This window comes from Streptomyces sp. NPDC004629 (assembly GCF_042873595.1).
Taxonomy (GTDB): Bacteria; Actinomycetota; Actinomycetes; order Streptomycetales; family Streptomycetaceae; genus Streptomyces.
On sequence record NZ_JBIALO010000030.1, the window covers coordinates 23,212 to 45,909 of the forward strand.

The window sequence follows — 22,698 nt, forward strand, 5'->3', positions numbered from 1 at the left end:
CTTCGAAAACGTTTCGCCGAGTGCGCACGAAGTCCCTCTCATTCAACCTGCAACCGAAGCGATCGAGCAGATCGGCCGCCGCCCGCGAAAACCGGCAGGCCCGAAAATCAAAGCTAGCGTTACGATCCGCGACATCAACTCCCCAACCTGGTAGTCCGGTCCGGACACTCAGGGGAAGCCACACGACCACCAGCATTGGTGATACCGCGCCGGAAGAGATCCGTGCGAATCTCAGCCAGGTATTTTGCCGACGAGAATGGCCGCCGCAGTCCGCCCTCATAATTCGGAGCAGGCAAATCACATGCGCGAGGAAACTGATGACGACCTGGTGGTGGAGACGTCGTCCGGCTCGATCCGGGGCTTCCTGGACCGGGGCGTCCCGAACTGGCGCGGCGTGCCGTACGGTCGGGTCGGGCATCGGTTCCGGCCACCGGCGCCGGTCGTCCCCGCCCAGCGGATCGACGCGCGCCACTGGGGCCCGGTCTCCTGGCAGCTGCCGATCATCCCCGGCCAGACACCCTCGACAGTGCCCCCCGACGCGACCGAGAGCGAGAACTGTCTCAACCTCAACATCTGGTCGCCCGACCCGAACCCGGACGCGCGCCGGCCGGTGCTGATGTGGCTGCACTTCGGCAGCCGGGCCTACGGCAGCGGCAGCACGGCGACCAACGACGTCTGGCACTTCGCCGCGCGGCACGACGCGGTCGTGGTCACCGCGAACTACCGGATCGGGGCCTGGGGCTGGCTCTATCTGGGCGCGCTGGACCCGGACTTCAAGGACAGCGCCAACCTTTCCATGCTCGACCAGATCCAGGCGCTGCGCTGGGTCAAGGAGAACGTGGCCGCCTTCGGTGGCGACCCGCACAACGTCACGTTGTTCGGCCTGTCCTCCGGCTCGTCGGACGTGGCGGCGCTGCTGGGTGCTCCGGCGGCCAAGGGGCTGTTCCACAAGGCGGCGCTCTACAGCGGCGCCCAGCCGCCGATGGCCGAGGAGCGAGCTGCCCGGTTCGCCGAGGACTTCCTCAAGTCCGCCGGACCGCTGGCGGCGACGCCGGCGGATCTCGTGCAGCTGCCCAACGTGGGGCTGCGCACCATCCATCGGCGGATGCTGAAGCAGGCCACGTCCAAGTCCCACGGCCCGGCCATGATCCGGTACGGACCGTTCGTCGACGGCAACGTCCTGCCCCGCAGCCCGCTCGACTCGCTGGAGACGGGGCTCATGGCCGACGTTCCGCTGCTCGTCTCGAACGTCACCGAGGAGAGCGGGGCGTGGGACGCCTGGAACGCCATCGACACGGCCTACCTGCGCGCGTTCCCCGAGCACGACCAGTCGCTGCCCCACAAGGAGAAGATCGACGCCCTGTCCGAGCTGATCTGGGTGGGGCCGGCCAAAAGGCTGCTCGCCGCCCAGCACAAGGGCGGCGCCCCGGTGTGGTACCAACAGTTCGACTACGCGCCCTCCACCAACTGGCGGACCGTGCTCGCCTATCCCGAGCTGGCGAACCGGCCGGTCCACGGCGCCGACGTGGCCTGCCTGTTCCTCGACCCGGAAGGCACCGTCGGCTCCGACGAGGACCGTGCGGTCGGTGCGCAGGACCAGGCGGCGCTGCTCGCCCTGGCCAGGGATGGGCGGGTGCCGTGGACGCCGTGGACGCCGGAATCACCGGCCCCGCACCGGATCGGCATACCGGCGGACTGATCCTGTCGACCGCCGATCAGGGGTTCTCGTAGCAGCCGTCGATCCGGCCACGCGCGAGAACCCCGTCCGCGGCGTCGAGTACGGCGCGCGGCTTGGCCGATTCGGGGTCCGCGCCGCCCGCCACGGCGGTGATCGGCTTCGCGAGCGCGAAGAGCTGGAACACGTACCGGTGCGGGCCGTGCCCCTTGATCGGGTCCGCCCCCAGGTAGCCGCGTCCATTGCCGGACCGCAGCACCCGCACGCCCGCGGTGGCGCTGTTCTGGTCGAGCGCACCCCGCGCGACTTCGGTCAACGCGGCGTCGAGAAGGAAGACTCCGTGGACGAACGGCTTCGGCAGGGGCACATCCGGGTCCTCGACGACCAGGAGCAGTTGCGCGGTGCCGGCGGGTGTCCCCGTCCAGCTCAGTGCCGGTGACGTGTTCTGGCCGCCGGACCGCTTCCCGGCGTGCGCCACCGGCATCGTCGCCTCGTGCTCGAAGTCGGGACTGGTCACCCGCACGGTCTCGGGCCCCGCCAGGTTCGGCGTGTTCCAGGCCAGGCCCGTCTCTCCCGCCCGCCGGTTCTTCAGCAACTTTCCGAGCAATGCCATGAATTCTCCTGTCCGAACACTGAGGACCCTCGGACTGGCGCGCCAGGGCCACGGGCTACCGGCGCCGGCCGGCGTCTCGTGGCGCCCGTGGTATCCGGCGGGCAGTTCATCGGCGGTCCGTCGGCCGTCGGCCGTTTCCGCCGGGCTGTGCACGTGCCGCACGATTCCACCATGTCCCGCAACGGGATCGGTATCACCAGTTCCGGCGGGTTCTCGCCACTGCGGGCCCGGTCGGACAACCCCGTACAGCACCGGGACGCCACCGACCGACCAGGGCCGGTTTGCGTACGCTCGTCGCCGCCTGTTCACCTGCCGAGCGCGACGTCCCGTTCGGCGTGCTGACGCAGCTCGTCCAGGGCGTGAGAGCAGGCCCGGAGTCGGCGTCCGTTCCAGGCGAAGTGGACCTGGCGCAGCAAGTCCTCTCGCGCACAAGGTGAGGCCGCGAGCGGTCTCCTCTCCCGGCGACTGTGCGGGGTGCTGCTCGTAGCTCGCCGTTCACCGGCCCCTGGTGATCGTGGTCCTCACGGACGACCAGAACGTGCGGGCCTCCTCGCTGCCGCTGCGGGCCGAGGCACTGCGGCGTCCCGGCCTGCACCGGATCACCGTGGCGCCACTGACGATGACCGGCACGCGCGGCGCGCCGGGCGCGGCAGCTGCCGAAGTCCTGTGGTGCCAAGCCCTTCCTCGACGAGCAGGGCGCGGGCTTCGACGATCTTCGCGCTGAAGCCGTACGTCACGCCGAGCACGGTCGAGCAGCACCTCACCCGCGTGTTCCCGCAAGCCGTCCGTCAGACGGCGCGAGGAACTGCCGCCGGCCTCAGCGGGGCAGCGCGGCGCTGGTCAGGTCGGGCGAGGTCAGGCTCAGTGCGCTCGGCGCGGGGCGGCGGGCCGGCACGAGATGCAGGCGCTCGACACCGCCGACGCCCGGCGCCGGCAGGCCGGCTGCGCAGGCGCACTCGTGCTCGGTGAATCCCGCGAACCGGTAGGCGATCTCCATCATGCGGTTGCGGTCGGTGCGGCGGAGGTCGGCGACGAGGTGCACACCGGCGCGGGCGGCCTGGTCGGACAGCCAGTTCAGCAGGGCCGAGCCGACGCCGAGTGACACGACCCGGCACGAGGTCGCCAGCAGCTTGAGGTGCCAGACCCGCTCGTGCCGGGCCAGCAGCACGATGCCGACGGCGCCGTGCGGACCGAACCGGTCCGCCATCGTCACCACCAGGACCTCGTGGCCGGGATCGGCGAGCAGACCGCGCAGCGTCGCGTCGTCGTAGTGCACACCGGTGGCGTTCATCTGGCTGGTGCGCAGGGTCAGTTCCGCGACGCGGGACAGCTCCTGCTCGGTGGCGCGCCCGATGGTCATCTCCAGGTCGAGCGTGCGCAGGAATTCCTCGTCGGGGCCGGTGAACTCGGCCCGGCTGGCGTCGCGCTCGAACCCGGCGCGGTACATCTGCCGCCGCCGGCGGGAGTCGACGGTGACGACGGCGGGACTGAACTCCGGCCGCCGGACCAGCCCCGTGGCCTCCTCGGCCGCGTAACACCGCACGTCGGCCAGGTGATGTGCCACCTCGGCACGCTCGACCGGGTTGTCATCGATGAAGGCGATCGTGTTGTGCGCGAAGTTCAGCCGCTCCGCGACGGCGCGCACCGACTCCGACTTCGGGCCCCAGCCGATGTGCGGCACCACGAAGTACTCGGCCAGCCCGAACTCCTCCAGCCTCGACCAGGCGTGGTCGTGGTCGTTCTTGCTGGCGACGGACTGCAGAACACCCCGTCCGTCGAGGGTGGTGATCACCTCACGCACCCACTCGAACGGCCGCACGCCGTCATCCTCAAGCAGGGTGCCGCGCCACAGTGTGTCGTCCAAGTCCCAGATCAGGCACTTCACCATCGGCATCGCGGTCATTGCCGTCCCCTCACTGTGCCCGCCCGGCCCCGCACGTGTTCGGCGAGCAGGAGCTGGCAGATCTCGGTAGTGCCTTCGATGACCTCCATCAGCTTCGCGTCCCGGTACGCGCGGGCCACCACGTGGCCGTCGGACGCGGCGGCGGACGCGAGGAGCTGGACCGCGCGGGAGGCCCCGGCGGCGGCCTCGCGGGAGGCGACGTACTTGGCCTGCACCGCGTCGGTGGCGACCTCGGCCGCGCCCTCGTCCCACGACGCACTGGCGTGCTCACAGGCGCGGGAAGCGATCTGCTCGCCGACGTACAGTTCGGCGAGCAGCCGGCCGACGAGCTGATGCCCGGCGAGCGGAGTTCCGAACTGCTCGCGGCGGCCGGTGTGCTCGACGGCCGCCGCCAGGCACGCACGCAGGATGCCGACACAGCCCCAGGCGACGGACATCCGGCCGTAGGTCAGCGCCGCCGTGACGACCAGCGGGAACGGCAGCCCGACCCCGCCCAGCACGTGGTCGGCCGGCACGCGCACGTGGTCGAGGACCAGGCCGGCGTGCCCGGCCGCACGGCACCCGCTGGGGTGCGGCACCCGCTCGACCCGCACGCCCGGCGTGTCCGCGGGCACCACGACGGCGGTGGTGCCGCCCCGGTAGCCGCCGAACACGAGGAGCAGATCGGCGTAGTGGGCAGCGGTGACCCACACCTTGCGGCCGCAGACCACGAGTTCGCCGGACCCGCCGTCGGTGATCGTGGTGGCCATCGCGGCGAGGTCGCTGCCCGCGCCCGGTTCGCTGAACCCGACGGCAGCCAGCTCCCCCGAGGTCAGCCGGCGCAGGAAGTGGTCGCGCTGCCCGGCGGTGCCCAGCCGGCGGATCGCCCACGCGGCCATGCCCTGCGAGGTCATGACGCTGCGCAGCGAACCGCACAGCTCGCCGACCGCGGCGGTCAGCTCGCCGTTGGCCCGGCTGTCCAGTCCCGCGCCGCCGTGCTCGACGCCGACCTGGGCACACAGCACGCCGAGCCCGCCCAGCTCGGCCAGCAGGTCGCGGGGCAGCTCACCGGCGACGTCCCAGCCCGCCGCGCGGTCGCCCACCCGGTCGGCGACGAGCCCGGCCAGGTCGTCGCTCACCGCTCGGCTTCCCGCAGCCGCAGCACCAGCGCGGTCATGGCGTCGACGGTGCGGAAGTTGTCCAGTGCGAGATCCGGACCGGCGATCACGATGTCGAACGTGGACTCCAGGTGCACCACGAGCTCCATGGCGAACAGAGACGACAGACCGCCGGTGGCGAAGAGGTCCGTGTCCCGCGCCCAGGTCTGCCTCGTGCGCTCAGCGAGGAACGCCTGCACGTGCTCGGCCACCGGCTCGGAGGATGTCTTCACGGTTGTGCCTTCCCGTAGTCGTAGAAGCCGCGGCCCGTCTTACGGCCGAGGTGACCGTCGCGGACCTTGTCGAGCAGCAACTCACAAGGAGCCGCCCGGTGATCGCCGGTGCGCTCGGCCAGCACCCGCAGCGAGTCGGCCAGGTTGTCCAGGCCGATGAGATCCGCCGTGCTCAGCGGACCGGTCCGGTGTCCGAGGCATTCGCGCATCAAGGTGTCCACGGCTTCGGCCGTGGCGGTGCCCTCCTGCACGACGCGGGCCGCGTCGTTGATCATCGGGTGCAGGATGCGGCTGGTCACGAAACCCGGCCCGTCCCCGACCACGACCGGTTTGCGCGCCAAGGCGCCGAGCAGGCGGATGACTGTGGAAAGCGTCGCCTCGCCGGTGCTCGCGCCCCTGACGACCTCGACCGTCGAGATCAGGTACGGCGGGTTCATGAAGTGGGTGCCGATCAACCGCGCCGGGTCCGGCAGGTGTCCGGCCAGCTCATCGATCGGGATCGAGGACGTGTTCGAGACCAGCGGTACCTCGGCACCGGTCAGTGCGGCGGTCTCCGCGAGCACCTTCGCCTTGAGCGTCAGATCCTCGGTGATGGCTTCGATCACCGCCGTGGCACCGGCCGTGCCGACGAGCGACCCGGTGACGGTCAGCTCGCCGCGCTCGCGGTCCGCCGGCAGCGCGTTCATCAGCTGGGCCATGCGCAGTTGCACGGTGACCGCGGCCGGCGCCTGCCGGGCTCTCGCCGCGTCGGTCTCCACGAGTGTGACCGGTACGCCGTGCCCCACGGCGAGCGCGCTGATCCCCAGACCCATCGTGCCCGCGCCGAGAACGGCGAGCGAGAAGTCTTCGACCTCTTCGCGCAACATATGTTTCCTCCACTGGGAACGCTCGGTCAACAGACCGTCCCGCCCTGTTTCTCTTCCCTCGTCTTCAGCATGATCCGCGTGCCCGGCGCTCCCCACTCACTTTTTTCTGACGAGCGTGATTCCGTCCGCCATCGGCAGCAAGCAGATTTCGACTCGCTCGTCGGTGTGCAGCCGGGTGTTCAGTTCGCGCACCGAAACGGTGTCGATGTCCGTCACGGCCGGATCGGCAACCCGGCCGAAGAACAACGTGTTGTCCACCACAATCAGTCCGCCCGGGCGCAGCAGCGGTAGCGATTCCTCGTAATAGTGGAGGTATCCGGACTTGTCGGCGTCGACGAACACGAAATCGAACTCGGCGCCCTCCTCATGCAGCGCCGCGAGCGTGGCACGGGCGTCGCCGACCCGCACCTCGATCAGGTCCGCCACCCCCGCCTTCTCCCAGAACGGCCTGCCCATGTCGGGCCACTTCGCCGCGATGTCGCAGGTCACCAGCCGCCCGTCGGTCGGCAGGGCGCGTGCCATGCACAGCGTGCTGTAGCCGGTGAAAGTGCCGATCTCCAGCACGGCGCGGGCGCCGGTGAGGCCGACGAGCAGCGCGAGCAGCTGTCCCTCCTCGGGCATCACCTGCAACGCCTGTGCCGCCGGCACCGTCGCCGTCTCGGCCCGGAGCCCGGCGAGCACCTGGTCGTCACGCAGGGAAGTGGCCCGCACGTAGTCGAGTATTTTCTGGTTCGCGGCGATCTGCTGAGCCATGAGGACACTTTCATGAAATGTCGGAGCGGGAGAGTGCGTTTCCGAGCGGCGCCCGGACCGGAGTCACCCGGGCCGGCCGCCGCTTCGTCATTTCGGCCGGCCGTTGTGGACAGGTCAGGCGGGGATGACGACCCCGAACTCGTCGGCCTGCCTCCGCTGGAACTCGCCGAACTCCCCGTGCAGTTGCCAGCGCAGAGCCGCGCCCCGCAGCGTGCCGGGTTCTCTGGTGCCCCAAGCGGCCTCGAACTCCGGCGGCAGCGGCCTGCTCGACGGCACCGACCACCACATGCGCAGCAGGTGCCGCCCGGTGTCCGCCTCTTCGCTGTCGAACCTCGTCCGGCCGTGCAGCACCAGGTGGTTGTTGATCAGCTGCAGATCACCCGGCTGGAACTCCATGGCGGTGACCAGGTCCGGCCGGGCCGCGATCTCCTCGACCGCCTCGACGGCGCGCCGCTGCCGGTCGGTCAGCCGCGGCGCCGCGGGGTTGTCCTGGCTGCGCAGGATCCGGCGGAGGTAGAACCGCGTCGTGGTCCGCCCCTCGTGACGGCCGAACACCGGGCACAGGAAGAAATCGGGGTGGTGCTCGTCCGCCGAGGCGACGTCGGCGAACGGAAGCGGTTCGTACAGCGCGGGCAGCAGGTCGGGGTACACCCACGAGATCTCCCGCCGCACCGCTTCGGCACTCACGACGAGGCTGGTGCCGCCGTGGGCGGCGGCTCGCCGGCACAGCAACCCGACGATGTCCGTCGAGTCGATGTGGAACCCGATGTGCTGGTTCGAGCTGTGCACCCGCAGCCGGCCCGCGCGGCCCTCGTCGCGGATGTCGACCATGTGCGAGTTGGAGTTGTTCTGGATGAGCGGCACCCCGAGGTAGATGCCGAGCCCCCAGTACAGGCGGCGGACCTCGTCCTCGCTCTTCCCGGCGACCGGGATCCCGCGAACCAGCGCGAAACCCGGCTCGTCCTCCATCGACCGCAGGATACGCCGCAGTTTCGGCCCCACCCTCGGCAACGGGAAATCGGCCTCGCCGGCGGCGAAGTCGGACTTGCCGCTCGCGAGCAGCGTGGCGAACGCTTTGTCGATCTCGGCCGCCTCCGACACGGTCAGCTCGTGCAGCCACGGCTCCTCGTCCGGCGCGCGCGACACTCCGGGTTCCGCGTTCAGCACACTCGACATCCCTCTTTCGTCCTTTCGGTAAGCGTCGGCCGACTCAGTAGATGCCCTCGATCACCCGTTCACCGCCGAACTTCTCGACCGGCCGGGGATCGGCCACCGAATCGCCGAACTGCCCTTGCGGGCCGCGGACCCGGATCGCCGAGTCCCGCTCAAGGTTGTTGGGCAGGAACACGCCCTTGCTGACGTGGCTCATCACGACCTGGCCGCGCCGGCCGTAGTCCACGGTCTCCCCGGTCTCGGGATCTACGACCCGGAACATCACGACCGGGGTGTACGGGTCGTAGATCACCTGGTCGCCTGCGCCGGTCCCGGTGCGTTCGGCCGCCCCTTCCAGGATCATGGCGCTGTTGTACCGGCTCACCATGCGCACCTGCGGGAAATGCACCCGCGACAGTTCGAACCGCTCGTCGGCGGTCATGTGCGCGCCGCCCCAGAACACCACGGCCACCTTGGCGTTGATGAGCTCGACGAGGCGGGGACGGCCGACACATGCGCGCAGGATCGGCGGGGTGATCACCAGGAGGCCGACGTGCTGGGTTTTGAGCACGTGCTCGATCTGGTCCAGCACATGGTCCACATAGGACTTCACCTGGTCCTGCTCACCGCGGCTGATCAGCTTCTTGACCCAGCGCGGGTCCACGTCGATGGAGAACTTGATGGTGTTCTGCTTCTTCACCACGTCGTCGTACTGGCCGCCGATCTTGTGCGGCCCGGTCGGCGTCGCGATGAGGACGTTGCCGGGTTCCCGCTCGGCGAACACAGGACCGGCGAGCATCCGGTCGATCGAGCTCTCGAACCAGTCGGGCATGAGGATCACGCGTTTGGGCGCACCGGTGGTCCCGCCGGTCTCGAACACCTTGGGCGCCGGCGGGTGGGGTCCGTAACCGCGCGGGATGAGGTCCTCGACGGGAATCCCCCGCAGCTCGTCGACGACGTTGGGGAACAACGTCAGGTCGTCGTAGCCGCGCACGTCGCGGATCGGGTCGAAGCCGAGGGTTTTGGCGCGCTCAAGCCAGAACCGCGAGCCGGTGTCGGCGCCGAAGTGCCATTCGAGAGCGGTCCTGAGGTATCCCTCGGGGTCGGTCGGGCGGACCGCCGGGTCCAGCACCGCCCACCGCTCGTCGGTCAGGACACCAGTCATGAAGAACCTCCGCTGTTCCGGATGTAATCCACCGATTCCGAAGTTCGTGCCTGCTCCACCGGCCACGCGACGTCCGTGACCAGGTTGAGCGCGGTGGCCAGCTCCAGGACCTGCTTCGCCCGGGCGAGCACGGGCGGGCCGACCATCTTCCCCTGCGACGTGATGGTGATCGACCTGCTCTCCAGCGCTGCGAGGTCCACGGCGGCGCAGATCTCCAGCGCGTCGTCGATCTCGTTCGTGGTCGGGGTGTAGACGTCGTGGATGACGGGAATCTGCGCCGGGTGGATCGCCATACGACCGAGGAACCCGAGCCGACGGCCGTGCTTACTGGTGACCAGCAGCCCGCGCAGATCGCGGGGCTCGGCGTACACGCTCTGGCACGGATTGGGCAGGCCGGCGGCACGCGCGGCAACGATCACGCGGGCCCGGCAGGTGTCCATGGTCGGCCCCTCAGCGGTGGTGCTGAGGTCGGCCCGGAGATCGGACTCGCCGAGGCCGAGCATCGTCACCTCGGGCGACGCGGTGGCCAGGGCGAACGCGTGTTCCAGCGCGACGGCCGATTCGATGAGCACATGGATCTTCGCCGGGTGTCCCAGCTCCCGCAGCACCTCGGCGACGCGCCGGACGTCGGCGGGCGAGTCCACTTTGGCCACCCGCACCCCGGCGAGCGCGGGACCCGCGACCGCGCGGATGTCGTCCTCGCACAGGCCCGACGACATGGGGTTGACCCGCACGTAGGTGGGCTTCGCGGCCAGTGTGGCCATGGCCTCGGCGACTATCTCGCGAGCCTCGGGCTTGCGCGGGCCCGGGACGGCGTCCTCCAGATCGAGTATCACCGCGTCGGCCTCGGTGTCGTAGGCGTGCGCGATCCGGTCCGGGTGGTGGCCGGGCACGTACAGGCAGCTGCGGAACACCCGGTGCTTTCCGTGGGCGTCGGTCATGGCCCGGCCTCCCTGGCCGTCGAGCGGACGGACCCGACGGAGCCGCACACGTCCTCGGTGTGGGCGCCGATCGGCGGACCGGCCCAGTTGATCCGGCCCGGAGTGGCCGACAGCCGGAACGGGACCCCGGGCATGCGCACCGAGCCTAGCTCGGCGTCGGGCACGTCCACGCTGAGACCGCGCGCCCGGAACTGCGGATCGGCCAGCACGTCGTCGACCTCGTAGACGGGAGCGACGGCCGCTTCGGCCGCCTCGAAGGCGTCCACGACCTCGTCCCGGCACCGGGCGGCGATCCACGGCTGGATCGCGTCGTCGATCAGCTCGCGGTGCTCGGCCCGGCCGACCCCGGTGGCGAACCAGGGCTCAGCGCCCAGATCGGGGCGGCCGACCAGCCGGACGACGCGCTCGGCGACCGTGCGCGCCGGGGCGGAGACGGCCACCCAGCGGTCGTCCGCGCAACGGTAGACGCCCCGAGGCGCGCTGTTGTTGGACCGGTTGCCGACCCGTTCGGGCCTGAGGCCGAGGTGTTCGTAAACGGTGAGCTGGGCTCCCAGTGAGCCGATGAGCGTCTCGGTGATGGCGATGTCCGCGATCTGGCCGGTGCCGATCACGTCGCGGGCGCGCAGCGCGATCAGCACCGCAAGGGCCGCGTGCAGGCCGGCGATGGTATCGCCGAGCGGGAACGCCGGGAGCGCGGGCGGCCCGTCGGGTTCACCCGACATCGCCGCCAGCCCGCTCATGGCTTCCGCCAACGTGCCGAAGCCGGGGCGGCGTGCGTACGGGCCGTCCTGTCCGAAGGCGGTGACCCTGGCCACCACCAGCCGAGGGTTGGCCTCGGCGAGTACCTCCGGGCCGAGGCCCCAGCGTTCCAGGGTGCCCGGCCGGAAGTTCTCGATGAGGGCGTCGGCCCCGGCGGCGATCCGGCGGAACCGCTGCGCGTCCTCAGGCTCGCGCAGGTCCAGCACAACGCTCTTCTTGTTGCGGCTCAGCACCTTCCACAGCAGCGGGACATCGTCGTGCGCATGGCCGAAGCGGCGCAGCGGATCACCCGAGGGCTGTTCCACCTTGATGATCTCGGCGCCGAAGTCCCCGAGCAGTCTCGCCGCGAACGGTCCCGCGAACAGCGTGGAGGCGTCGATCACGGTGAGCCCGGCCAGAGGTGCCGCGGGAGCGGGCACGGCCGACCTGCCACGTTCGGTTCTGCCGCGCGGACTCGCCATGCAGACCCTCCCCTCCGGGGCATCGGTGGATCACGGCGAAATTACGTAAGCCCACCGAGGAAGGTCAAGGTTGTGCACGCCGCGCCATTCTCGGGCGCGGTTTTCGACTGCGTTTTCCGCGCAGTTGAACACCGGCGCCGGCATAACGGAACGTGCGGCACACCGAGCCGGTTATCTCCCGTAGCTCCCGCGGAGTTCGAATCCACCAGATCGGGTAGTGGGGGCGACATCACCAGTTCTGGCTGTTTCGAGCCGCAGAGCCCCCGCAGGCGTTGGCGGTTCACGGTGGCGCAAATATGCTGGCGATACCGCCACGTCCACTGAATCACGCGCGAACCGCGGGCCCTCCGACACGACCAGGAGTCCCATGTCCCAGGACGAGACGACCTGCCGGCCGGGCGACGATTCGCCGGCCTTCGCAGACTCCGAACCGGCTGCCTGGCTGTCGGGCCAGCTGGCCACGAGCACCGTCCGCCGCATTCCCATCAGCTCGCTCAACCTCGATTTCACCTTACGGCAGGACCGGGTGAACACCGAACACGTGCAGATCCTCGCCGGGATCAGCGAAGAACTGCCACCGATCGTCGTGCACGAACAATCGGGCCGGGTCCTCGACGGAGTCCACCGCGTCAGCGCGGCCTTGGCGCAGGAGCGGAACCACATTTCCGCCATTGTGTACAACGGTTCGGACGACGACGCTTTCGCCGTGGCCGTCCGGCTCAACACCGCACACGGGCTGCCGCTCTCGCGCGCGGAGCGAATCGCCGCCGCGGCACGGATCCTGCGCACCCACCCACGGTGGTCGAACCGCATGATCGCCGGGGTCACCGGGCTGGCGGAGTCGACCGTCCGGGTGCGGCGCCGCGACCTTCCCGAACCCGGGCCCCGCTCCTGCACCCGGATCGGCCGCGACGGCCGCGTCCGACCGGTGAACGCCGCCGAGGGGCGACTGCGGGCCAGTCGGCTGCTCGCCGAGCGCCCGACCGCGTCGGCGCGGGAGATCGCGCGTGAGGCCGGAGTCTCGCCGAACACCGTGCTCGACGTGCGGCGCCGGCTCGCCGAGGGCCGGGAACCGGGGCCGGTCCAGGCCCGAGGCAGCAAGTCCGGTGCACCGGCGACCCCTTGCCCCACCGGGCCCAGCGACCTTGAGAAGATCACCGAGGCCATGCTGGTCGACCTGATGGCGGATCCCTCGATCCGACTCAACGACCGCGGGCGGTTCCTGATCCGCTGGATGCGGGCCAACCGGGAAGCGCTCAACACCCGGTCCGACGTCGTCTGCGCGATCCCCGACCACTGGTCGGTCCCCGTGGCCAGGCTGGCCCGGGCGTATTCGCTGTTCTGGCAGGATCTGGCCCGGCAACTGGAACACCGGTCGGCGGAACCACCCCGCGAAAGCGCGGACTCGCTCCTCGAACCACTCGGCCTGCCGTAGGAATCCGGCGGGATCAGGCCGCCGAACGCAGCAGGCCGGTGATCGCCGCCGGCCCGGTGTCCGAAGCCAGCCCCGTCACCAGCGCGGCGAGTTCACCGGCCACCGTGTCGTCCACCGCGCGCCGCGCGTTCATCCGGAACTTGTCCGTCAAGTCCGCGGCGGACAACGGATTTTCCGGGCCGCCCAGGTTGTGCCGGACCCGTTCCTTGAGCACGGTGCCGTCGGCGAGCCGCACGGTGAGCACAGCCGGGAACTGGTGCGGGAAGATCCGCGTGCACTCCGGGTCGGCCACCGGAGTCACCCTCGCGGCCAGCGCGAGGCGGGCCGGATCGGCCACCGCGGTGTCGGTGAAGTCGGCGTGGGACAGGCCGAGGCCGCCACCCCCGAGCAACGCGGCGGCCACCGTATACGGCCCGCTGAACGCGCCGTGGTAACCGGACAGCGGCCGGCGTTTGTCCTCGATCGGCTCGGCGATGGTGCGCAGCACCGGTTCGGGCACGCCGAGGGTGAGCTCGGTGATGATGGCGGGATCGACATCGCGCCGCCGGATCCGCAACGCGGCCTCCACCCCGGCGTGGGTGAAGTGGTTGCAGGGATAGGGTTTCACAAAGATCTGGTCGCTCTCCCACCGCTCGCCGAGGTCCCGGGTCACGGCTTCGACGTCGAACCGGTCGCCGCAGAACGCGCGCAGCAGGCCGAACCGGCCTTCCAGCACGGTCGGCGGCCCGGTGATCCCGTTCCCGGCGAGCGCCGCGGCCACCACCCCGGCGTGCGCCGCCCAACCGCAGTGGACCCGTTTGACCGTGCCGCCCGTCCGGTTGGCCTCGATGATCCCGGATCCCATGCTGCACGCGATGCCGATGGCCGAGGTCAGCCGAGCGGCGCTCAGCCCACGCAGCATCCCGGCCGCGACGGCGGCGCCGACCGTGCCACAGATCGCGGTGGCGTGCTGGCCGCGGTCGAAGAACACCGAGTTCGCGTTCTGCTCGTCGTAGCCGGCCATGCCCAGCCGGCAGGTCACCTCGACCCCGACGGCCACGGCGTCGCAGAAGGCGGGCCCGGACGCGTCGGTCTGCTCCGCGACGGCGAGTGCCGCCGGCACGACCGCAGCCGACGGGTGCAGCACCGAAGGCAGGTGTGTGTCGTCGAAGTCCAGTGAGTGCGCGAGCGTGCCGTTGACCAGCGCGGCCGACGGCGCGGGCAGGCGGGTGGCCGAGCCGATCACCGTGGCCTGCGGCGAACCGCCCCACTCCCCCACCGTGGCCGCGACGGCTTCGGCCGGCCGCTCCGACAGCGCGGCAAGGCAGTTGCCGAGTAGGTCCAGGACCCGGCCCGCGACGTCGCTCCGCCGGTCGGCAGGCAGTCCGTCGTTCGCGACGAGTTCGGCCAGCGCGCCCAGCCGTTCGGCCGGGGTCACGCGCCCACCACCGCGATCGGCCGGATCGGGGAACCGGTGCCACCGACGATGCGCAACGGCGAGACCACGATGGGAAACTCCATGAGACCCGACGCGGCGATCTCTTCCAGGTTGAGGTGTTCCATCAGGTAGATGCCGTGCTCGACCAGGAGCAGGCGGTGCACCGGCAGCGTCCGGTGGCCTTCGCCCGGCGGGATCCGCTCGTAGGCCGTTGTGTCGGCGCCGGTGGCCACGATGCCCTGCGCGGCCAGCCATTCGGCCGCGTCCTCGGCCACGCCGGGAACGCCGGTCGCGTGACCCAGGTAGGTCTCCGGGCTCGCGAAGTGGGCAGCCCATCCGGTCCGCACGAGCACGATGTCGCCGGGGCCGGGCAGGGCACCGGCGCGCTCGGCGGCATCCAGCAGGTCCTTCCGCGTGACGCCGTAGCCGGGCCCCAGCACGTCCACCCCGAGCACTGCGGCAACGTCCAGCAGCAGCGCCCGCGCGACGAGCGGCGGGATTTGTTCGGCGCCGAGTTCGGTGAACGCACCGCCGCGCTGGGCCGTCTCCGCGTCCACGCCACCGTGCAGCCTGCCGTCGTGACTGACGTGCGACAGCGCGTCGATGTGCGTGCCCACGTGCCCGCCGGTGACGATCACCTCGCTGCTGGCCGAGCCGCCGTCCGGCCGGCGCAGGTCCCCGTGCCGGCGCGCCAGCGTCATCCGGAAACCCGGATGGTTCGGGGAGCAGGGCATGCCGGTGAACAGCGGGTGTCCCAGCTCGATCGTGCGCACGCCCTTGGCCAGCACGGCCAGCAGCGCGCTGGTTCGCGCGTCCGTCATGGATCAACTCCCGGTATCGGCACGGCGGCCGGCCGCGGTCGCACGCCGGCCGCGAGCGTGCTCAGCGGATGGGCTCGGCTCCCCGCGTGTTCAGTCGGCGCGCCAGGAGATCGATCACTGCTTTGGCGTGGTCGACGAGGTAGAAGTGCCCGCCGCCGAACACCTCCAGCTCCGTCGGCCCGGTGGTGTGCTCCGCCCAGGCCCGCGCCTCGTCGAGGGTGACGCGAGGGTCCTCGTCGCCGACGAGCACCGTCACCGGGCAGTCGAGGCGCGCATCGGGATCGTGCCGATAGCGTTCGACGGCGCGATAGTCGCCGCGCACGGCCGGGAGGATCAGGGCGAGCACTTCCGGATCGGCGAGCATGGACAGGTTGGGCCCGCCGAGGCCCCGCAGCTCCGCCACGATCTGCGCGTCCGTGCCCTTGTGCACCTGCTCGTCGCGGTACCGGGAGGGCGCGCGCCGACCCGAGGCGAACAACCGCGCAGGCGCGGGCAGCCGCGCTTCCCGCATCCGCAGCGCCACCTCGTAGGCGAGCACCGCGCCCATGCTGTGGCCGAACAACGCCAGCGGCCGGTCGGCCAGTTGCCGCAGCGCCGCGAAAATGCGGTCCGCGTACTCGGGCACGTTGTCGATGCCCGGTTCGTTCCGCCGGGCTTGGCGGCCGGGATACTGCACCGCCATCACCTCGACGTCGGGACCGAACGCCTTGGCCAGCGGGAAGAAAAAGCTCGCCGAGCCACCGGCATGCGGCAGGCAGGCCAGGCGCACCGCCGCGCTCGGGGCCGGGTTGAACGTCGACACCCAATTCTCGAAATACTCAGTCGAACCCGTCACGTCGAATTGTCCCCTCGGTACGGCGTGTTGTTTCGCCGCACCGGGATGCTAGGTCGCGACAGCGGTGGCCGGACATCCTCCGCCTTGATAGTTTCGGCCTGCGTCACCGGCGACCGGGATCGGTCGGGGTGCCTGGACGACCAGGCCCAGAACCACACCGCGCCCTTGCCTGATCAACAAGTCGTTGGTTTAGTGACAACTGGTTGTCACCCGGCTATCACTGAGCACATCTCGTCGCCGAGATCGCGGCGCCGGCTTTTTCGACTCGGGGAGGGGTCGTCGTCGCAATGTGCAATATTCGGCAGCCGCCGCGGCCGCGCTCGCCGCGCCCGGCGAACGGGCGAGGGCGCTCTTCGAGGTCGCCCTCGCGTGACTGGGCACGGGGCGCTGGTCCTTCGATCACACCCGGGTACAGCTCGCCTACGGCGAAGACCTGCACCGGCTGCGCGCGACGGGCGAAGCGCAAACGCCGGCTGCGCAGCGTGCTCACGACGTTCCGGGACCTCGGCGTGCCGCCCGGAACCTCCCGCGCCGAGGTGGACCTGCGGGCCGCCGATGACCGCAGCGTCGTCGCCGGCGGGCCTGCCGACGCGACGACTCGGCTGGCCGCCGCACGTAACCGACGAGGGAGACACCCATGTCCCAGCAGGCCAACGAAGCGATGGCCGAACGCCTCATCCACCTCTACAACACCGACGTGCACGCCATGATCGACCAGTGCTACCCGGACGACCTCCGGATCAAGGTCAACGGCGTTCTCGCCATCACCGACCGCGACAAGTTCCACAAAGTCGAATCCGAGGTCCTCGTCATCGCGCCCGACCGCCAGGCCGCGATCACCCGCCTCCTGCACACCGGCGACGACACCGTCACCGTCGAAGGCACCTGCACCTTCACGGATACCGAGTCCGGCTCGACCCGCCGCACCTACTGGTGCTCGATCTGGACCTTCACCGACGACCTCGTCACCTCCGACAGCACCTACCTCGACGCCTCCGTGTGGACCGGAGTCGGCTCCGGCGAAGAGCGTCGCCCGACCCGCAGCGCAACCGGCACCGGTCCAAAATCGCCTGGTCCAAGACCGCGGTCCGCGTCATCCTGACCAACCCACCGTCCACCTCCGCGAGGACGCCATCGCGGTCTCACCGGACCTGATCAGCAAGGTGACCGACGCCGTCGCCGACGAGCTCGCCGCCTGGCAGAACCGCCCGCTGGACGCCATCTGGCCGATCATCACCATCGACGCATTGTGGGATCAGGATCCGGGAAGGGCCTGCCGGACGCGGTCACCGGGGCCTGGCCCCGGGCCACGGTGCAGACCTGTGTGATCCACTTGATGCGGGCCTCGCTGCGGTTCGCCTCGAAGAGGGACCATCCCGCGCTGGTGCCGGCGCTGAAGGCGATCTACACGGCGCCGACCGAGCAGGCATTGCAGGAGTTCTCCGTCTCCGAGTTCGGCCAGCGCTGTCCAGCGATCGTGCGTACGCGGCAGGCCGCGTGGAACGAGTTCACCAGCGATCCGGTGTGAACCCGGTGTGAACCAGGAGTCCCTGCGGTGGCGGGGAATGCGGTCGTCGCACACAATGTTTCAGGATTTAGGACAAATAGGGGCATGTCTGGAGAAGGTGAACGGCCACGGGTATTCCTTTCGGAACCCATCTGTCGGTGCCGGGAATGTCACCGGTGCGCGGCGTGGGTATCGAGGCAACCAGGGCCGCGGTGCGGCTGGTACGTCTCCCGCTCGACGTGGCAGTGGGGGGTGTCGGACGGGCCGGGCGTTTTCGCCGTACCGTGCCCGGGCGAGGCATGGGCAGGGACGATTCCCCACTGACACAGGCTGGCCTTCCGGTTCTGTTGGTGCATGGACTGGGGGACGGGGAATCGGTCGTCGCGCCGCTTCGGCGAGGGCTGGACGGCATCGGCGCGGGTCCCTTCACCACGGTGAGCTATCACGCGTTCAGCCCGGACATCCGCGCGGCGGCCCACGTCCTGGGCGAGCAGGTTGAGCTGGCAAGCGCCCATGGCGCCGGGCGGAGCGTGGTAGTGATCGGGTACAGCCTGGGAGGGCTGGTCGCCCGCTACTACGCGCAGGTGCTCGGCGGGGACGCGCATGTCGTTCTGGTGATCACGCTGGCGACGCCGCACGGCGGGACGGCCGCGGCACTGCTGGCACCGCCGCATCCGCTGCTTCGCCAGCTGCGGCCGGGAAGTGGGCTGCTGACCGAGCTGGCCGCGCCTGCCGCAGGATGCCGTACCCGGTTCGTGGCGTTCTACAGCGACCTCGACGAGGTCGTCATCCCGGCGTCCAGGGGCCGCATCGACCATCCCGATCTCACGGCGCGCAACGTGCTCGTGCCCGGCGTAGGCCATCTGACGCTCCCGCTGCACCAGCCGGTCATCGGCCAGGTCCGTTCCCTGCTGACGGCAGCCCGCGAAACCAGCTCCGACAGTCTGCTCTGTGCCCAAGGCGCAGCCGCCGTTCCCGTGACAGCCGGGCCGCAACAGGGGGACACTGAGAAGTAACCGACAGGAACGCCAGCACGTGTGCGGACGGACACCATGGCCTCCTCGCCCAGCCCCGAGAGCGGGACGGCGGTACGTTCATTTCGCTCGCAGGACGAACCAGGGGTTTGCGAACTCATCAATGCCGACCGGCTTCCGGGGCAGCCGTACTGCGTCTCGGAGAAGTCGGCCGAGGTGTGGTACGGCCCCGTGGCGCCGGCCGGCTGGGCCAGGCAGGCCCAGCCGCGGATCGGCGTGCTGACCAATGCCGAGGACCGTCCCCGCGGGACTATCGCGTATCTGTCCTGGGCCGATGTGCACACCGGTCTGATCTGCTGGGTCCACGCGTACGAGGACCGTCCTGCCCTGCGCGCCCTGATCGACCACGCTCTCAGCGCTCTGTCCTCCTGCCCGCGGATCGAGGCGTTCGTCAGCACTGCGCCGGGTCCCCTGGGGCCGGGCGGCCTGCCCCGCACCAGGCGGGGCGCCACCCACGACGCGCTGGTGCACTCCGGGTTCACCGGCCGCTGCCTGGGCTGCTACCTGCACCGCGCACTCCCCGCCGAGCCGGCGCCGGCCAAACAGGTCGCGGATGTCTTCCCCTGCGACTTCCCGCCGGGCCATCGGCTGATCGTTCGCGAGGACGCCGAACCGGTCGCCGAGGCCGTGGTCAGCGCGGGGCCCGACCGCACCGCGACGCTCTACTGGATCGAGACCACGCCCGCCCGGCGGCATCGCGGTCTGGGCCGCAAGCTGCTCGGTCAGGCCCTGGCTCTGCTGGCCGAGCAGGGCGCCGCCGAAGTCGCCCTCGTCCTCGACGACGCCCAGCCGGCCACGTGCGAGTGCCAGGCCGCCACCCGGCTCTTCCGCTCCTGCGGCTTCACCCTCGTCGACGAGCTGTGGACCTACCAGCATCGACGCCCCGAGCCGCTGCGGCCTGGCACATGAGCTGCCCCGCCGGACCTGAGCCGGTCAGGCGGGGACTCGTTCGGCCGCCGCGAGGATGGTGGAACGGGCCTGATGACGGCGCTCGTAGTCCAGCACCCGCCGGGTCACACCCTCTCCGGCGTCGGCGAGCCGCTTGCGGATGTCGCCGGCGTTCATGCCGTCGTAGCCGGGCCAGGGCTCGGGTCCGAGCAGGTCCGCGATCCTGTCTAGGACCGCGGGACGGGCCGCGTGGGAACGCTCGTACGCGCCGACCAGGGCAAGATCCGTCTGCGACAACTGCGGGAGCCGTTCGGCGATCATCCTGGTGCCGAGCCTGCGGTAGTCGGGAATCGGCAGCTCTTCCTCCGAGATCAGAGCGCCCTCCGGCATACCCTGGAGCCGGTCCACACCTGGCATCCGCTCGGCCGTCTCCCGCAGCCACGTGCTCCAGTCCCGCACCGCACGGGCAGCACCGCCGACGCCCACACCCTCAGCGGCCATCACCTCCGCCTCGGCGGCCATCACGGCTGCCTCGGCCTGCTGCTCCAGGCTGCCCGCGAGTTCTTCCAGGATCTCCTCGCCGTCGCGGCGCACGGAGCCGAGCAGATCCTCGGTGACCGCGTCCTCCGCCTCCTGAGCGATACGCTCGGCGACCCGGCAGATGGCCACGGCGAAAGCGGTGGCCGCGTACTCCTCCTCGACGTTCTTCAGCAGCCGTTGCTCCGTCGCCCTTCCTTGCTGGCTTCGCAACAGGGCGTTCGGTGCGAACATGGCCGCGTCCATGGGCAGCCGGAATGCCTGCCTCGTCACGTCCCAGGCATTGCCGAGGACGTTCTCCACGAGCCGTCGAGGCTTCAGCGCTGCCAGACGTTCGTCGAGCACGTATACGTGCCCTCGGGCATCGCCGGCACGCCGCTCCAGGAGTTCCCGATACTCACCCGGGGGCGTCACGGCCAGGTCGGCTTTGAAACGGTCGGCCAGCGCGGCTTGGGCCTCACGGACCTCCCGCAGCGCTGGAACGAGCATGTCTGTGGCTACGGCCATCAGGTTTCCTTCGACTAGGGCGTGCTCGCATGACATCGGGCCAGTGCGGCCCGCCCCCTCCTTCCCTACCGTGCCCCGAAACACCCTCCCCCGCATCTCGCCAACACCCCAACGTGCACCGACCGTCAGCGGTCACGGCCCGGTGGGTACCGCTCGCCCTGGCACGGACAGGCGGGCCGACCTGCGGCGGGATCACCTGGTGCACGTCCGAAGTCCCACCACACGCGCGTAGCGGTCGGCAAGTCACGGTACGACGACATCTACGACCGGCCGGGCCCTCGCGCACCCGCATCCGGCGCATACTGGTGTCCTCGTCCAGCCCCCTGCGGTTGTGCGCTCCCGCTCGCGCGGCACGGCGGATGCCGGGTCACCCATGCGGATGCGCCGGCTGGTGCGTCAATTCCTCGATCTCGTGCGTGGCCTTCCGCAGGATCCGGTGTGCCAGGCCGTTGAGTCTCTGACGGCGGTCACCGGGCGCCGAAACGGCTGGCCCGCAGTGGAACTGATCGGATGGAAGCCGAGCTGCGGGCCTGTCGGCTGATGGACGCTGAGGCACCACGCCCAGTGGTTCCCAGGATGGAGAGGAGGCCGTTCCATCATGGCAGGGATGCTCGCCGTGGAAGATCAAGTGGTCGTACGGCTGGCATGGTGGGAGAAGGCGGCCGCGCGTCATCGGAACGTGTGTGTGCCGCTGGAGGCCGTGTGCCGGGTCACCGTCGAGCCTGACTGGTGGCGAGCCCTGCATGGTGTTCACGAGCGAGGCGTCTGCATTCCTGGCACTCTATGCATCGGCACGCGCTGCCATCAGGCCGGGAAGGACTTCGCAGCTGTGCGACGAGACAGGCCCGTGGTCTGCGTCGAACTCCGTTCCTGCGTTCCTTTCCACCTCCTCGCCGTCTCCGCATGGGACGACAAGGAGGCCGAGGCAACAGCCGGTCACATCGCCCAGGCCGCTCCGAACATCGATACATCCACGCCGTGTCGGCAACCCCTGGCCGTACCAGATGAATCGGAATGAGCGGGGGCGGTAAGACGTCACTGGTTGCAGCCGTCCTCTCCAAGAAGGGCACGGTCAGGGACGTGCAGCTTGCCGCCGTGGTCGTTCTCGGCTTGGTGTAGACCGCGGCCTCGACTCCCTCGGCGCGGCGCCGGCGCGCAGGGCGTACGGTGTCCCGCTGGGCGCCGCGATGGTCACTGTGTACTCAGCATGGCCGAGGAGGGAGTCAGCCGGAGCAGCCAGCCGCATGCGAGGGGGGCCGGGGCCGAACTCCACTGTGCTGTGATCTCGATCTGGTGCGAGCGGTGGGTGATCATCTGGGCGCGTTCGCGATGCCGGTAACCGCATGGACAACGACATCCGCCCCGCCCGCCAAGCTGGGATGCACACCGCGCTCGTGCGCCGGGGCCCGTGGGCCACGATCCAGTGGAACAGCGAGGCTGCGCAGAAACTGCCGACCTTCCGGGTCGAAACCCTCCTGGAGCTGTCCGGGCAGATCGGCCAGTTCAACACGCGAGAGCGCTGCCCGTCGTCGACCACCTGCCGGCACTCGGCGACGAGCCTGTGCGCCGGCATCGTTCTCATAACAGCAGGAATCACCGACGCCGTCCACCACTTCCACCACCACACCAACCCCTGGTGGCTCGGCTGCGGAACCGCCACCTTCCTCCTCGGCCACGCCGCGTACCGCGCCCTGCTCGGCACCGGCCGTAGCACCGAACACCTTCTGGGAGCAGGGAATGCCGACCCCATTTCCACCGGTGGGCCTGGTTTCGGGGCGTATTCCAGGCAGAGCCCGGCGGGCCCCGACCCGAATGTGGCCCAGCACGCGAGACTGACGCAGCGTCGTCCCGACAAGGTGGGCGAACTGCAGGTCCTGCGCTCGAAGGACGTCCACGTTCTCGGGCCGGGGCAGCCGGGCTTCCGGATGCCGGAACGGGAGGCGGCCGCGACTCGACACAGATGGCCTGAGGGGACCGGCCGACAGGCCGTGGACGCCTCCGTTGCATGGCTACCCCAGGCAGGCCGGAGATCCGGTGGTGATCCAGCCAACCTGCGTGAT

At 70.3% G+C, this 22,698-nt stretch carries 22 protein-coding genes and 1 pseudogene; 9 read left to right on the top strand and 14 right to left on the bottom strand.

Annotated features, from left to right (window positions below; genetic code table 11):
• Window positions 1-301 precede the first annotated feature (301 nt).
• Window positions 302-1,699 (top strand): carboxylesterase family protein, encoded by a 1,398-nt coding sequence (locus ACFYTE_RS33620; RefSeq protein WP_388718832.1) that lies wholly within the window; start codon window positions 302-304, stop codon window positions 1,697-1,699.
• Between the two features lie 16 nt (window positions 1,700-1,715).
• Here the strand turns inward: ACFYTE_RS33620 and ACFYTE_RS33625 are convergent, their stop codons facing one another.
• The 10 genes from ACFYTE_RS33625 to ACFYTE_RS33670 form a co-directional block, all read right to left on the bottom strand.
• Window positions 1,716-2,288, bottom strand: coding sequence for a YbhB/YbcL family Raf kinase inhibitor-like protein (locus ACFYTE_RS33625; protein WP_388718833.1), 573 nt, complete (start codon window positions 2,286-2,288; stop codon window positions 1,716-1,718).
• Window positions 2,289-3,105: 817 nt separating this feature from the next.
• The gene (locus ACFYTE_RS33630; RefSeq protein WP_388718835.1) at window positions 3,106-4,191 is read right to left on the bottom strand and encodes an HAD-IIIC family phosphatase; all 1,086 of its coding nucleotides are present in this window, start codon (window positions 4,189-4,191) and stop codon (window positions 3,106-3,108) included.
• Window positions 4,188-5,309 (bottom strand): acyl-CoA dehydrogenase family protein, encoded by a 1,122-nt coding sequence (locus ACFYTE_RS33635; protein WP_388718837.1) that lies wholly within the window; start codon window positions 5,307-5,309, stop codon window positions 4,188-4,190. The genes ACFYTE_RS33630 and ACFYTE_RS33635 overlap by 4 nt, the downstream gene beginning before the upstream one ends.
• On the bottom strand, window positions 5,306-5,560 hold the full coding sequence (locus tag ACFYTE_RS33640) for an acyl carrier protein (protein ID WP_388718839.1): 255 nt from the start codon (window positions 5,558-5,560) through the stop codon (window positions 5,306-5,308). Before ACFYTE_RS33640 ends, ACFYTE_RS33635 begins: the two co-directional genes overlap by 4 nt.
• On the bottom strand, window positions 5,557-6,426 hold the full coding sequence (locus ACFYTE_RS33645; RefSeq protein ID WP_388718841.1) for a 3-hydroxyacyl-CoA dehydrogenase family protein: 870 nt from the start codon (window positions 6,424-6,426) through the stop codon (window positions 5,557-5,559). The genes ACFYTE_RS33640 and ACFYTE_RS33645 overlap by 4 nt, the downstream gene beginning before the upstream one ends.
• A gap of 96 nt (window positions 6,427-6,522) precedes the next feature.
• Complete coding sequence (locus tag ACFYTE_RS33650; RefSeq protein WP_388718843.1) at window positions 6,523-7,179, bottom strand: O-methyltransferase; 657 nt, start codon at window positions 7,177-7,179, stop codon at window positions 6,523-6,525.
• Window positions 7,180-7,293: 114 nt separating this feature from the next.
• Window positions 7,294-8,355 carry a TauD/TfdA family dioxygenase gene (locus tag ACFYTE_RS33655; RefSeq protein WP_388718845.1) on the bottom strand — a complete coding sequence of 354 codons (1,062 nt, stop codon included), beginning with the start codon at window positions 8,353-8,355 and terminating at the stop codon, window positions 7,294-7,296.
• Between the two features lie 34 nt (window positions 8,356-8,389).
• Window positions 8,390-9,496 carry a phenazine antibiotic biosynthesis protein gene (locus tag ACFYTE_RS33660; RefSeq protein ID WP_388718847.1) on the bottom strand — a complete coding sequence of 369 codons (1,107 nt, stop codon included), beginning with the start codon at window positions 9,494-9,496 and terminating at the stop codon, window positions 8,390-8,392.
• Entirely contained in the window at window positions 9,493-10,437 is a 945-nt protein-coding gene (locus ACFYTE_RS33665) for an HpcH/HpaI aldolase/citrate lyase family protein (protein WP_388718849.1), read from the bottom strand. The genes ACFYTE_RS33660 and ACFYTE_RS33665 overlap by 4 nt, the downstream gene beginning before the upstream one ends.
• Complete coding sequence (locus tag ACFYTE_RS33670; protein WP_388718851.1) at window positions 10,434-11,657, bottom strand: CaiB/BaiF CoA transferase family protein; 1,224 nt, start codon at window positions 11,655-11,657, stop codon at window positions 10,434-10,436. Before ACFYTE_RS33670 ends, ACFYTE_RS33665 begins: the two co-directional genes overlap by 4 nt.
• Before the next feature lie 367 nt (window positions 11,658-12,024).
• Between ACFYTE_RS33670 and ACFYTE_RS33675 the strand changes: the two genes are divergently transcribed.
• Window positions 12,025-13,092, top strand: a complete 1,068-nt coding sequence (locus ACFYTE_RS33675; RefSeq protein ID WP_388718853.1) for a hypothetical protein — start codon at window positions 12,025-12,027, stop codon at window positions 13,090-13,092.
• Between the two features lie 13 nt (window positions 13,093-13,105).
• On the opposite strand, the gene ACFYTE_RS33680 is transcribed toward ACFYTE_RS33675, so the two are convergent.
• The 3 genes from ACFYTE_RS33680 to ACFYTE_RS33690 all read right to left on the bottom strand — a co-directional run bounded on the left by ACFYTE_RS33680 (window position 13,106) and on the right by ACFYTE_RS33690 (window position 16,165).
• Complete coding sequence (locus ACFYTE_RS33680; RefSeq protein WP_388718855.1) at window positions 13,106-14,509, bottom strand: MmgE/PrpD family protein; 1,404 nt, start codon at window positions 14,507-14,509, stop codon at window positions 13,106-13,108.
• A complete protein-coding gene (locus tag ACFYTE_RS33685; RefSeq protein WP_388718857.1) occupies window positions 14,506-15,330 on the bottom strand; it encodes a cyclase family protein in 825 nt (274 codons plus the stop codon). The genes ACFYTE_RS33680 and ACFYTE_RS33685 overlap by 4 nt, the downstream gene beginning before the upstream one ends.
• Before the next feature lie 61 nt (window positions 15,331-15,391).
• A complete protein-coding gene (locus ACFYTE_RS33690; RefSeq protein ID WP_388718859.1) occupies window positions 15,392-16,165 on the bottom strand; it encodes a thioesterase II family protein in 774 nt (257 codons plus the stop codon).
• 637 nt (window positions 16,166-16,802) lie between these two features.
• Between ACFYTE_RS33690 and ACFYTE_RS33695 the strand changes: the two genes are divergently transcribed.
• The 5 genes from ACFYTE_RS33695 (at window position 16,803) to ACFYTE_RS33715 (ending at window position 19,615) form a co-directional block, all read left to right on the top strand.
• Window positions 16,803-17,267, top strand: coding sequence for a nuclear transport factor 2 family protein (locus ACFYTE_RS33695; protein ID WP_388718861.1), 465 nt, complete (start codon window positions 16,803-16,805; stop codon window positions 17,265-17,267).
• A 31-nt stretch (window positions 17,268-17,298) separates the two neighbouring features.
• Entirely contained in the window at window positions 17,299-17,493 is a 195-nt protein-coding gene (locus ACFYTE_RS33700; protein WP_388718964.1) for a transposase, read from the top strand.
• A complete protein-coding gene (locus ACFYTE_RS33705; RefSeq protein WP_388718863.1) occupies window positions 17,415-17,693 on the top strand; it encodes a transposase in 279 nt (92 codons plus the stop codon). Before ACFYTE_RS33700 ends, ACFYTE_RS33705 begins: the two co-directional genes overlap by 79 nt.
• 278 nt (window positions 17,694-17,971) lie before the next feature.
• Window positions 17,972-18,688 (top strand): esterase/lipase family protein, encoded by a 717-nt coding sequence (locus ACFYTE_RS33710; protein ID WP_388718865.1) that lies wholly within the window; start codon window positions 17,972-17,974, stop codon window positions 18,686-18,688.
• 21 nt (window positions 18,689-18,709) lie between these two features.
• The gene (locus tag ACFYTE_RS33715) at window positions 18,710-19,615 is read left to right on the top strand and encodes a GNAT family N-acetyltransferase (RefSeq protein WP_388718867.1); all 906 of its coding nucleotides are present in this window, start codon (window positions 18,710-18,712) and stop codon (window positions 19,613-19,615) included.
• A 24-nt stretch (window positions 19,616-19,639) separates the two neighbouring features.
• Here ACFYTE_RS33715 and ACFYTE_RS33720 read toward each other — a convergent pair whose 3' ends face one another.
• Window positions 19,640-20,638, bottom strand: a complete 999-nt coding sequence (locus ACFYTE_RS33720; RefSeq protein ID WP_388718869.1) for a hypothetical protein — start codon at window positions 20,636-20,638, stop codon at window positions 19,640-19,642.
• Window positions 20,639-21,236: 598 nt separating this feature from the next.
• On the opposite strand from ACFYTE_RS33720, the gene ACFYTE_RS33725 reads away from it, so the two are divergent.
• Both ACFYTE_RS33725 and ACFYTE_RS33730 read left to right on the top strand, forming a co-directional pair.
• Complete coding sequence (locus tag ACFYTE_RS33725; protein WP_388718871.1) at window positions 21,237-21,656, top strand: hypothetical protein; 420 nt, start codon at window positions 21,237-21,239, stop codon at window positions 21,654-21,656.
• Window positions 21,657-21,972: 316 nt separating this feature from the next.
• A pseudogene (locus ACFYTE_RS33730) lies at window positions 21,973-22,155 on the top strand (HAD hydrolase-like protein); the annotation flags it as partial.
• Window positions 22,156-22,698: the final 543 nt, after the last annotated feature.